The 12,303-nt window shown below is 60.3% G+C and carries 6 protein-coding genes and 1 pseudogene; 6 read left to right on the top strand and 1 reads right to left on the bottom strand.

The genetic code is table 11. The features are described 5' to 3' along the window. Positions 1–148: 148 nt before the first annotated feature. From NUG21_RS10075 to NUG21_RS10050, 6 genes are read left to right on the top strand one after another with little or no spacing between them, the layout of a single operon-like run. Positions 149–1,084: a DUF4007 family protein gene (locus NUG21_RS10075; RefSeq protein WP_263392971.1), complete on the top strand. Its 936-nt coding sequence runs from the start codon at positions 149–151 to the stop codon at positions 1,082–1,084. Further along, on the top strand, positions 1,074–4,400 hold the full coding sequence (locus tag NUG21_RS10070) for a hypothetical protein (RefSeq protein ID WP_263392970.1): 3,327 nt from the start codon (positions 1,074–1,076) through the stop codon (positions 4,398–4,400). The genes NUG21_RS10075 and NUG21_RS10070 overlap by 11 nt, the downstream gene beginning before the upstream one ends. Further along, the gene (locus tag NUG21_RS10065; RefSeq protein WP_263392969.1) at positions 4,393–5,229 is read left to right on the top strand and encodes a phosphoadenosine phosphosulfate reductase domain-containing protein; all 837 of its coding nucleotides are present in this window, start codon (positions 4,393–4,395) and stop codon (positions 5,227–5,229) included. The genes NUG21_RS10070 and NUG21_RS10065 overlap by 8 nt, the downstream gene beginning before the upstream one ends. Continuing rightward, positions 5,226–6,437 (top strand): cysteine desulfurase family protein, encoded by a 1,212-nt coding sequence (locus NUG21_RS10060; protein ID WP_263392968.1) that lies wholly within the window; start codon positions 5,226–5,228, stop codon positions 6,435–6,437. The genes NUG21_RS10065 and NUG21_RS10060 overlap by 4 nt, the downstream gene beginning before the upstream one ends. Before the next feature lie 54 nt (positions 6,438–6,491). After that, positions 6,492–8,903, top strand: coding sequence for a sensor histidine kinase (locus NUG21_RS10055; RefSeq protein ID WP_263392967.1), 2,412 nt, complete (start codon positions 6,492–6,494; stop codon positions 8,901–8,903). Beyond that, positions 8,900–11,086, top strand: coding sequence for a hypothetical protein (locus NUG21_RS10050; protein WP_263392966.1), 2,187 nt, complete (start codon positions 8,900–8,902; stop codon positions 11,084–11,086). Before NUG21_RS10055 ends, NUG21_RS10050 begins: the two co-directional genes overlap by 4 nt. Positions 11,087–11,116: 30 nt before the next feature. Here the strand turns inward: NUG21_RS10050 and NUG21_RS10045 are convergent. Then, a pseudogene (locus tag NUG21_RS10045) lies at positions 11,117–11,704 on the bottom strand (site-specific integrase); the annotation flags it as partial. Between the last annotated feature and the right edge of the window lie 599 nt (positions 11,705–12,303).

The raw sequence follows: 12,303 nt of genomic DNA, 5'->3' as shown, positions 1-12,303 counted from the left end.
ACTAGCCCGTGCCCAGGAGCTTCCGTTTCACTTTAATCAATAAAAACAATTACTTGCGCGCGCCTTGGATCAAGGGGCGCGAGTGAACTGGCGGCATTCACCAGTGAGATCATTGTCTACTGGCGGGGTCCGCCAGTAGACTCTGACCATGGCAACGTCCTCCCTCCCAGACAGTATTCAATTTTCCGGTCACGAGACTTTTCCCCTACGCCAACTGTGGTTGCGTAAGGCCTACGAGGCCGCGACACACTCGGACTATGCGGACAACGCCAAATCGGCGTTCGTCCCGGAAAATGGCATTCGACGATTCGGGGTCGGCAAAAACATGGTCGCCGCCATCCGGCATTGGGCCTTGGCCTGTGACGTGCTCGAAGAGCAGCCCGTAGGAAAATTGGGGGTCGGTGGAGTAGGGCGAGCGCTGTTCGGCAGCCGCGGCCTAGACCCGTACCTGGAGAAGCCGGCAAGCGCATGGTGGGTGCATTGGCTCCTCGCCGGTCGTGCCATGCGCTCCACGACATGGTGGTGGGTCTTCAATCGCATCACGCAGCAAACGTTCGATGCCGACACGGTAGCCGATTCATTGACGCATGCGGCCGCACAGGGCGGGCACAGGGTGTCTCGAGTGACACTCAAACGCGATGTCGATGTGTGCGTGCGCTGCTATGTGGCGCGGCGTGATGGGCGTGCGGCCGATGACGCCGCGGAGCCTTTGCTTGCCGATCTCGGACTCCTCGCCGAAGGGCCAACGGGGACATTTCGCTTCCGGCGAGGACCACAATCATCATTGCCGGACGGGCTATTCGCACTGGCGTTGCTGGAATTCTGGGAAGCCAAGCAACGCGCCGACGGTTCTGGCCAAGCCACGCTTTCGTTCGAAACCATCGCCCATGAATTCGGTGCGCCCGGCCGCGTCTTCAAACTCGACGAAAACTCCGTAGGCGACCGTCTGGTCGGTCTCGAAGATATTTCAGAAGGCCAATTGCGCTGGAGTGATACAGCCGGAGTGCGCCAAGTCAGTCTGGTGTTCAAGGAATCTCCAGATGCCCTCAGGCAGCGGCTACTGAGGCATGCGTATGGCAAGTAACGCTGACCTTCGCATCTATGTCACCTCCCGATTCCAACGCTCCGTGCAGCTGGAGTCGGATCTGGGGCGTGAGGACGCGCTTGATGGCTATATCTGCCAAGCAAGCCCGCGCAATGCACTGTCGATCGTGGCCCGCCACCTCAACGAGTCGCAGCAGCGAGCTTTCACTTGGACGGGGCCTTATGGTGGCGGCAAATCGACTCTCGCGCTCGCCTTGGCCCAATTGGCCGGCGGAACGCCCGCAATCCGGAAGCGTGCCAAGCAGGCGCTGCTGATCGAGAACGAGGACGAAATCTGGAAGGCTTTCGGTAGCAAGAAGCCGTGGCTGGTCGTGCCTGTGGTAGGACGCAGGCAGACCATCGAAGAAGCGATTGGCCAAGCGATCGATAAGCATGCCCCGCAGCGGGGTCCCAAGCGCCTGCGCAATGGCCGTCGCGACGTGGTCGCCGAACTCGTCCGGCGAGCAGGATCGAATGAGCACGGAGGCGTATTGCTGGTGCTGGATGAGATGGGCAAGCTCCTTGAAGCCGCCGCCGCGGCAGGCGAGGACATCTACGTCTTCCAGGAACTCGCGGAAGCGGCCAGCCGTAGCAGCGGCAAGCTCGTCGTCGTGGGCGTCCTACATCAGGCCTTCGACCAGTACGCCACCCGCTCCGGGCGCAGTGTCCAATCAGAGTGGGCCAAGGTCCAAGGACGCTTTGTCGATGTTCCGGTAGTCGCCGGGACCGATGAAGTCATCGCTCTGATTGGTGGGGCGATCCAGACTGAAGAAGCCCATGGCGCCAGCAAAGCGGTTGCGCAGGTCATTGCCAAGGCCATTCAACGCCGACGGCCGGCCTCGCCGGCAACACTCGCCGATGCCCTGGATCGTTGTTGGCCGCTCCACCCGGTGACCGCAGCGCTGCTGGGGCCTTGCTCGCGTCGGCGTTTTGGCCAGAACGAACGCAGCGTATTCGGTTTCCTGAGCTCGGCCGAACCACTGGGATTCCGCGAGTTTTTGGCCGGTCACACCCGCAAGTCGATCGACTACTACCAGCCGGCGCGCTTTTGGGACTACCTGCGGGCGAACTTCGAACCAGCCATCCTGGCCTCTGCCGATGGCCACCGTTGGGCGACCAGTGCCGAGGCCATTGAACGCGTGGAAGCCCGCTTTCGTGAGCCTCACGTATCACTGGCCAAAACCATCGCCTTGATCGAGTTGTTCCGAAATGGATCGGGGCTGGCCGCGAGCAATGAGGTCCTGGAGCGTTCGGTCGGCGATTACTCACCCAAGGAAATTCAATCTGCCTTGCGGGATCTGGCTACCGCCAGCATTGCGATCTACCGCAAGCACAACGAAGCTTGGGCTATCTACGCCGGCAGCGACTTTGACATCGATGCTGCCGTGGATGCAGCCAAGCGCGAACGCAGTCAGAGCATCGACGACCAGCTTAAGCGCCTGGGGGTGCTCCCGCCACTGACGGCGCGCAAACACTATTCCAAAACCGGTACCCTCCGCTGGTTCGAGCGCACCGTGACCACGCCGCGTGGCGCGATGAATCTCACGGGCCAACGTAATCGCTCACAAACCGGACGCTTTGTCCTACTTGTGCCCGACGAGGAAACTTCCGCCGAGCAACTCGAGCAGACGGCGCGCGATCTGGCGAAACAAGCCGTCGATGGATTGGGTCTGTTCGGTGTGCCCAAGGGGCACCACCGTCTGGCCGAATATGCCAGTGAGCTCGCGGCCCTGGATCACGTTGCGGAGTCCACGCCGTCATTGGAAAACGATAGCGTGGCGCGGCGCGAGATCAATGCAAGACTGCAGCAGCTGCGGGGAGATCTCGAGGCGGCCCTGCGCGATGCGTTTGCCGCGGCGACATGGTTCAGCGCGGGCAAGCACTATCACCCCAGCGCCGATGAGGGCCTGTCGCCGACGGCAAGCCGCGTCTGCGACGCGGTCTTCAAACACGCACCGCATATCTTCAGCGAATTGGTCAACCGTGATGTGCTGTCATCTAACGCGGCCAAGGCGCAACGTCTGCTGATGCATCGGATGTTGTCCCATGGGGATAGCCCGGAACTGGACTACTCGGGCTACCCCGCGGACGCCGGCCTCTACTACACCATCCTGGCCGCGTTGGGCTTGCATCGCACTGTGAAAGGGCGGGGCGTCTTTGCTTCGCCGGATAACGCTTTGGACTCACCCGGCGCCGAGTCGCTCACGACGCTGTGGAAGCACTGGCGACAACAGTTGATCGATGCGGAAGGGGCGATCTCCCTGGACGAGTGGTATGACACCGCCCGGCAGATCCCGTACGGCGTGAAGAATGGCGTGCTGCCCATTCTGGCGTTGGCGTTTCTCCTGGCGCATCGCAGCGAAATCGCCGTCTACGTCGACGGCGTGTTCTGCCCAAATCTTACCGATGCCGACGTGGACGAGTGGCTCCAAGATCCCTCGCGTATCGGCTGGAAGTGGGTGCGTATGGATGCGTCCGCCAAGCAGATGCTGACGCTGCTGTCCGCACGCCTAGAAGACGCCGTGCAGCGCCCCGTGTCCGCCGATCCTCTGGATTCTGCGCGGGCGCTCGTGGCCTGGACGTTGTCGCTTCCTCAATGGACGCAGAGAACGACTAGAGTTGGCGAACTGGCCCGCGATACACGTACGCTGCTGGTTCGTGCATCCGACCCGGTCAAAACCCTCTTTGTGGACCTGCCCGAAGTCCTGGGCACCGGGCGCAATGGCAAGGCACTGGTCGCCGAAGTGGGCCGGATCGTCGAAGAGTTGACCCAAGCCTATCCCCGTGCCTTGAAGGCATTGGAAGCCAAGATGCTCGATCGGATCGACCACGTCGGTCCCTTAACCAAACTGCAAGCTCGCGCCCAAGCGGTGCGCGGCATCAGTGGCGACCTGAAGCTGGAGGCGTTTGCCGGCAGGCTTATGGCCTACAGCGGAACGGATGAAGACATCGAAAGCCTGGCTGCACTGGCCGTAAACAAGCCGGCGCGAGAGTTCAGTGACAACGACCTGGATCACGCGGCGGTGCAGCTTTCGCAGTGGGCGTTCGAATTCCGTCGCATTGAAGCATTGGCCTCGGTGCAAGGCCGGCCTGCCGGACGACGGGCATTGGCCGTGGTGTTCGGCGGGCACGACACGGTCTCGGCGACGATCGACGTCGCGGAGGCCGACAGCCCGGCCATCACGCGTATGCGCGACGACCTGATCGGTCCCCTTCGCGCCAAGGGCGTGAAGCCGGATCTATTGCTTGCGGCCTTGGTTGAAGCGGGTGCGATGGTGCTGGAAGAACTGCAGGCGGAGGAGGTGGGCCGTGGCTGACAGGCATGTGCTCGGCATCTCCGGTGGCAAAGACAGTGCGGCGCTGGCTGTCTACATGCGTCTACATTATCCGGAGCTGGATCTCCAGTACTTCTTCACCGACACGGGCAAAGAATTGCCGGAGGTCTACGAGTTTCTCGGCAGTCTGGAGGGCTTCCTGGGAAAGCCGATCCTGCGCCTGAATCCTCAGCGAGACTTCGATTTCTGGTTGCGGGAATACGGTCACTTCCTTCCCTCGGTTAAGACTCGCTGGTGCACGCGACAACTGAAGCTCGTTCCTTTCCGTAACTGGATAAAACCTTGGCTGGAGGCGGGCGACCGCGTTCACAGCTATGTTGCAATCCGTTCGGATGAGTCTCATCGCGAAGGCTATGACTCGGGCCATGAAAATCTGAATGTCCACCTGCCTTTCCGAGATGCGGGCGTCGACCACGCAGGCGTCTTGGAACTACTGCACGGTGCCGGAGTTGGGCTGCCTAAGTACTACGATTGGCGGTCGCGCAGCGGATGCACGTTCTGCTTCTTCCAGCAGAAGATTGAATGGGTTCGTCTAAAGCAACAGCATCCGGATCGATTTGAAGAAGCCAAGCGCTACGAGAAAAGTGCGCTTGAACATGGGTCTCCGTTTACCTGGAGCGATCGCGAATCGCTCGTGGAACTGGAGCAACCGGCCCGAGTGGCGGCAATCGAACGCGAATACGAGCTGCGGAAGGCCCGCGCCAGGGCGAAAGTTCGTCCCAATCCTCTGCGACCGGTAGAGCAGGGCGACGGCGTGGAGATGGAGGACATTTTCTCGGGCGGCAAGGCGTGTTTGGTGTGCCACAAATGACGGACCAATCCGCCCGATCGGAGCCGATATATCTCGATTTCGCTGCATCCGCACCGCCCGCGGAGGAAGTCGTCGATGCCATGCTGCCGTGGCTTAGGGGCCAACACGCCAATCCACATGCTGATCATTGGCACGGTCAACGCGCCGCACGGGCGGTCGAAGAAGCACGGGCTGCCATTGCGACGCTGATAGGGGGCGATCCGGATGGGGTAGTCTTCACCTCTGGGGCCACGGAGGCCAACAACCTGGCGCTGAAGGGCCTATTGAGTCTGCATCGGACTCGGCTGTGGTTGAGCGGTGTCGAGCACAAATCGCTATTAGAGCCAGCGCGAGCGCTCAATCGCGACGGCACCGAAGTGAACATGCTCGAAGTCGACGATCAGGGGCATGTGCTTCCTTCCGCACTCGCCGATAAGTTGGCCATGGATGATCGCCGGCCGGGATTAGTGGCGGTGGGGCACGGCAACAACGAGATTGGTACCGTCCAGGACATCGCAGCGCTGGCTGGTATCGCCCATGAGTACGGACACTATCTGCATGTCGATGCCTCGCAAACAGCCGGTCATATTTCGCTGTCGGTGATTGACGACGAGATCGACTTGCTTTGTCTTTCCAGTCACAAGATGTACGGCCCCGCGGGGATTGGTGCTCTGTACGTCGATCCTCGCATACTGCCCGAGCTGCGTCCTTTGCTGCATGGCGGCGGCCAAGAGCAAGGTCTTCGGTCCGGCACGGTGGCGCCGTTCCTCGCAGTTGGATTCGGCAAGGCCGCCGAGTTGGCGCGCCGTACAGCTGATCAGCATCGCCTTCACCTGGAATGCCTGGCACGCACTTTCCTGGATGCCCTTGATACGCAAGGTCTGGCCTACACGGTGTTGGGCGATCCGGTCCGACGCCTACCAGGTCATGTGAGCATTCGCATTCCCGGCGTGGAGGCCGATGACGTCTTGGGACGTTTGTTACCTTGGCTTTCTGCATCAAGCGGTGCTGCCTGCGCATCGGGCGAGCTTCGAGCCTCCCATGTCCTGCGGGCATTAGGATTGGACGAAACCCAAGCGAGCCAAGTAATTCGTTTCAGCTTTGGCCGCCCGAGTCAATTGGAACAAGCGGAGGAAGCGGGAAAACGGTTGGTGAACGTCGTAGGGCGTGTCCAAGCGCAAGCGACGTCAGACAGTACGACAGCACTTTCGCGTGTCGGCATGACCTAACGTGGCACACGGCTGGGCATACGGCCACTCGATATATCAGGGAGGGAGCGGGGGATGGCAAAATCGAAGAAGAAGCAGCCGCCGGCACGCAAGCGCCGGACAGTTACAGCCAACGGCACCGGCTTTCGCGTAGCCGCCCGCACGCTGCTGCATCTGGGGCGTGAACTCATCACCTCCGATGAGATTGCAATCAACGAGTTGCTCAAGAACTCCTTCGATGCCGGCTCACCCACGGTCAAGGTTCGACTGGTTTGCCCGGTTCCTAGCGCATTGCTTCAGCGCCTCGCCCAACAGGTGCGGAACAGCACCGGCTCCCTGCCGCAGCATTTGAAAGATGTAATCGAGCAACTAAAGATTGCCGCTCAACAGCGCGAGGCCGCAGCGGCGACCAGCGCGCATTTCGATCAGGTCCTAGCTCGACTTGGTCATGCCCGGACGGCGTTAGATGCGGTGCGCCTCCTTGAGGAAATGAACTTCATCGAGGTCCAAGACACCGGGTGCGGTATCGCCGAAGACAAGATCCTGCCGGTGTTCCTTACCGTGGGGACGGACTTCAAGGTGGGCTCCACCCCACCAGCTAACATCGACGAGTATTTGGGTAACAAGGGCATCGGTCGCTTGGCCATGATGCGCCTTGGCGAACGCGCACATGTGGAAACCTGGGTCACCAATGCCTCTCGCGCCTCGGCGGTGGAGTTCGACTGGCGGTTGTTTGACAACGCGAAGCTGCAAATCGCTGATGTGCCGGTGGAGGTGCATCGGATTCCGCGTCCATCGGAGGCACCGGCCGGAACAATCGTTCGTATTTTTGCGCTGCGCAGCGACTGGGTCATGGGCGGAGAGCCGCTCAAGGAACTGCAATCTTTTGTTCGTCGGCTGCGTAGTCCCTTCTCCAAGGCCCGTCGCTTCCGCATCAGCATCAGCGTCAATGACCTGCCCCCAATCGCCTTTCCGCCTCTGGCCGATGAAGTCAGGAACTTGGCCGATCAGCATCTCCTTCTGGATTTTTATCCCCAGAACGTCAAAGACGCCAAAGACGAGATCCTCACCGTCAGTCTCAAGCTCGCACCGGATGATGACTCGGCGGATGTCCAAACGCGCAGCGCCGGGATCGTCGGAAACAGCCTGCTGCCCGGTGGCGTAACCCTGGAAGAACTCAAGGCCATTGGCCCTTTTAAGCTGCACATCATGCGATTCAATCGCCGGTCGATGCGCAGAAAATCAAAGGACTGGGAAGCCATCATTCGTCCCGAATTGGATATCTGGTCCGGTGGAATCGCCATCTACCGAGACGGGTTCCGCGTTGGCTTTACGGGTTCCGAGCGCGATGGTGACTGGCTAGGCTTGGACCACAAGGCGTTGCGCGGGAGCGGTTACATTGTCAACCGCATCCAGGTCGTGGGCGCGCTCGAAATCACACACAAAGGCAATCCGCAGCTGATCGACCTAACCAACCGCGAAGGGCTGGTGACCACACCTGAGGCCGAATTACTCAAGCTGATGCTACTGAAGTATGCGATTGCCCCTTTGCGCTCATTGGTTGAAGCCAACGACGAGGCGATCAAGCGTCAGGAACTGGAGAACCTGGTCAACGAGGGCACTTCGACCTTGAACGATCGCCTGACGCTTGCCAAGCAAGAACTGGCATCGCTCAAATCTGAGGTGCCCAAGAACCTGCGCACAACGGTTAACTCGTTGGACGAGCATCTGCATTTCATTAGCACCCAGGTGACGAAGTTTGAGACGGCGATCGAGAAGGCCAGCGAAGGGCGTGAGGACATCCTGGAACTAGCGGGAATCGGCAACGTCATGCACGGCGTTATGCACGAACTAACCCGTACCACCGCTCAGACGCGAAAACTGATGCTCGAACTGGCGCAGGACGCGGATGAGGACACTCGGGCGCTTCTCAATAAACTTGAGGAAGAGATTCGCGCAATCAATACGCGGCTGCGCCAGCTTGATCCGCTTATGCCGGGTGCTCGCCACGTTAAGCGCGATATCGAGGTCGTCAAACTTACCGAAACGATCCTCAATGGCTATGCGGCGCGTTTCACGCGTCACGAAATCGATTTCGATATCAAGGTCACCCCGAAAGGCGCCACGGCGAAGGTCCGCATGGTGCCCGGCTTCCTCAGCCTGGCCTTGGAGAACCTGATCAGCAACTCCGTCTATTGGATCGGCCAGCGCAAGGACACCACCGAACGTGGCCTGATCGAAATCGAGATTGACGCAAAGGCAAACACTATCAGCGTGACCGACAATGGGCCTGGGGTGGTGTCAACCGATCGCGAGCGAATCTTCTTGCCCGGCTTCACATTGCGGGCGAAGGGCAAGGGGTACGGCTTGTACCTGGCGCGTGAGGTGGCCGAATACCATGGAGGCAAGCTGTACTTGGATCCGAACGGCGGTGACGACGGCCAGTTGCGTACGTTCATTCTGGAACTGCCGGGTGCAGACAAATGAGCTTGACCGAGGTTTTCCGGAGCGCCAACATCAATCGCATTCTGATCGTGGACGACGATCTGTCTCGGGTTGTCGACATGACGACCCTCGATCAGCACGGCGATGGTGTCGTCATCTCCCAAGTGCTTGCCGACCCGGATCATGATTACACCTTTGCGCTCGACGATGTACTGGAATGCATGGGCCGCCCGCATGCCAACGCGAACGAGCGACTCGAGGCGCTGAAAGATCCAGAGATACGTGCGCAGGCGCATGTCGTCCTGCGCGATGCCTTCGATCGCGCGGTACAACACCGCGATGACATGCATGTGCCTTTGGATAAGGTCAAAGGCTGGCTTACCGCAAATGGAGTTGAGATCGACGAGTGGGCCGAGGTGAAAGACCTCCCGGAAGCGGATCGGTACGATCTGCTGGTCGTGGATTACTTTCTGGTGGACAACGATCCGCAGGCTACCTACGAGCTCATTAGGCAGTTCAAGCAGGACCACGCGAACCGCGAACATCCCTTGTTGGTCATCCTGATGTCATCCGACATCGACGCAATTCGCGGTCATTTCGAGGGGATCCGAGATAAATGCAAGATTTCGGCCTCGCGGTTTCGCATCCTGGCGAAGCCGGTGGCGGCAAATCCCGACGCCGACGAGGATGTGAAGGAGAAATGGCTACGCGCCCTGCGGCAGTTGGCCGCGGAGCGTGGGTTGGTGGCGCCGATCGAGCGTTTCGTCGGGGCTTGGGAGCATAGCTTGAAGGTAGCGGCCGAGCAGATGATCCTCCGGCTGTACGACCTAGATGCCAGTGCGTTTGCCCTGCTTGCGACCACTGCGAAGCGCGACTCGATGAAGATCGAGGAATATCTTGCCGACGTCCTATCGCGGCGGATCAGCGCGGAGGCCGAAGAGCATAGTTTTCCGTTCAAAGAAATCGATGCGCTGAGATTGGCACTCAATGAGGCGCAGGGCACCATCGCGCCGACCATCGATCAAGGCGTTGAAGTGCGTCACGCCCAACGGGCGATTCGAAGCTTGATGAGTGATGTGGTCTGGCACCGACGGCCGTGGTGGGAGCCCCCGGGCCGCCCGCCCAAGATCGACGGGCCGATCACAGCGGCTGCGACGACCAATGCTGTCCTCGCCACAGCGACAGCTGCGCCCGAGACGGGGTCAACTGCACCGGTGGAGGTGGCTGCGGCCGAAGGGCAGGGTAATGCTGTCGTCGCTGACGGCATTGCCGGCCAAGAGGCAATGTCTGCGAACGCAGGGGCTGCAGGTGCGGATGAAGCTGCAGCCGCGTCGCCTGGCCCCGTGGAAGGGGAAGTGCCTGCACCACCTCCGGCAGCCGGGACGTCGCTGACACGTACGGCAGCCCACCTGACCTGGATGAAGCGCTATATCCGCTTCGGCACTGTATTGCGCGAGAGGGGCGGCGCGAAGCGTCACTTCGTCAACCTGACGCAAGCTTGCGACATTCAGTCCGAAAAGCTTTCGGACGTGGAGGATGTCCATTACCTGTTCGTTCAAGGCCGAAAACTTCCCGTAGATCGAGTTGCAGCAGGCGAAAAAATGTTTGACTCGCCCTACTACTGCGACGATCTGGACTCCGACGAGTTTTTTACGCTTCAGTGGGGCCTGCGTCAGCCCTTCACACCCTCCATGGCCACGCTATTGGACACGCTCGAGGACTACGAGTGGGTGGGACAACTTCGAAACGACGCAGCCTATGCGGTCTTGGCAAAATACGTGTCGCAAGCCTCACGCGTGGCCCAGATCCGTATGCCCAAGATCTATCGCTATGCCGTGTCGGTCTACCACAAGCAGGCTACAGGCTGGATCAAACAGCAGATGGCCTCGCCCCGCGAGGCGAGTGCCTGGCAAATCGATAACAAAGAATGGAGGCTCCAGTTTTCTGTCGCTGACGCCCGAGCGCTTTTGGCTTATGCCAGTGGCGTGGCGGACGCCAAAAAGCCTGACTTGGTATCCGGACTGGTCCGCGGCCTCAAGGTTAAGACGGAGTCAGGAACTCCTCTCTCTTCGAAAAAGGTCAATGACACTACGGCAATTTTGATGAGAGTCGATGCTAGTGCCGACTTGGACGATGCGGCCCTTCTTGCCCAGATCGAGGGGCACGACAAGTGCAAAACGGCGGCCGTGGACGCCATGTTGATCGTCACCCGCGCAATGAGCTAGGCGTGTCGTTCGTTCGAGCTGCGCACGTCCTCAGTCATCGGCCGGGCTGTTTACACTGTCAAGCAAGCGCGCCGCCGGGTTGTCGCTGACCCCACCGGCCTGGAAATACCCGATCGCCGCCGCTACCGACTGGTGCCCGGTCAATTGCATTAGGGCGGGCAGGGCGACGCCCTGACGACCGCCCTCGGTAATGAAGCCCGAGCACGGACTGTGCCCGCCGAAATCGCCTTCGAGACCGGCCCGCTTCGCGCGGCGCTGGATGATCAGGGCCACGGCCTTGTCCGACAGGCCGGCACCGATCCGTGCCCCCCACAGGCGCCGGAAAATCAGCCCTTCGGTCAGCCCGCTGGCCGTCAACCAGGCCGCCATGGCCTCGGCCGCCACGCCGAGCAGCGGCTTGTCCGGTGACGAGGTGGCCGTGGGGCCGGCCTACTGGGTTTTGCTGTGGTGCAGGTGGTAGACGTAGGTCCGCGCGTCCTGCTTATGCAGGTCGGGCAAGTCCGCCGCCGCCACCTCGCTGCGTCGGTGCCCGCCGCTGGCGAACGCGAAGTAGAGCAGGGCGCGATCGCGCAGCCCCTCCAGGGAGTCGTCGCAGGTGGCCACGAGGGCGTCGAGCTCGCGCCAACAGATGGCGCACGGCTGGGGCTTCGCTTGGATCGTGTCCGTGGATAGGGAAAAAGCCTTTGAAATCAAGCGGGGGCACGATCCAAGCGAAAAGGACACCAACTAAAGAAACTGACAATCTGCGACGGGGATGGCCGGCCGCGCCCCCGTCCGGGGACATGTCCAATTTCGCATAATGTATCTCGGTTCATTATACGTCGCATGAGTTAATCCTTATTCCTGGCTGATCGTAAATGAAAGTGTCGACACATGCAAAAACTTCCTGAGATTATTTCGTGACGCATCATGAAAATAGATCAGGCACCTTGTCGATCGGCACCGCAGTTTGCTGCAGGAGAAATTAAAAGCAGCACTCAGGGCGCGAGCTTTTTGCCGATGCAAAGGGAAAGAAAATGCCCGCGCCAAACATGACGGCGGGCTGGTAGATCTCAAAATGTTTGCGCGGGGTGCCCCCGCACCCCAGATCAGATAATTACGTGACGCCTCACAGAACTATTCCAAGCCGATGATCGCCGCGCTGATTGAGTGAGGAAAGCACTGCTGCAAGCTGGCCAGGCCAGACACGACCAAACCTCAGAGCAAGATCAGGACGG

It is taken from the genome of Xanthomonas sp. CFBP 8445, assembly GCF_025666235.1.
In the GTDB taxonomy this organism is placed as follows: domain Bacteria; phylum Pseudomonadota; class Gammaproteobacteria; order Xanthomonadales; family Xanthomonadaceae; genus Xanthomonas_A; species Xanthomonas_A indica.
This window is presented reverse-complemented; position numbering and strand designations above follow the sequence as displayed.

Bases quoted from the DNA above. Each gene is read 5' to 3' on its own strand.
- NUG21_RS10075 (WP_263392971.1), top strand. From the start codon at position 149: ATGGCAACGTCCTCCCTCCCAGACAGTATTCAATTTTCCGGTCACGAG.
- NUG21_RS10070 (WP_263392970.1), top strand. From the start codon at position 1,074: ATGGCAAGTAACGCTGACCTTCGCATCTATGTCACCTCCCGATTCCAA.
- NUG21_RS10060 (WP_263392968.1), top strand. From the start codon at position 5,226: ATGACGGACCAATCCGCCCGATCGGAGCCGATATATCTCGATTTCGCT.
- NUG21_RS10055 (WP_263392967.1), top strand. From the start codon at position 6,492: ATGGCAAAATCGAAGAAGAAGCAGCCGCCGGCACGCAAGCGCCGGACA.
- NUG21_RS10050 (WP_263392966.1), top strand. From the start codon at position 8,900: ATGAGCTTGACCGAGGTTTTCCGGAGCGCCAACATCAATCGCATTCTG.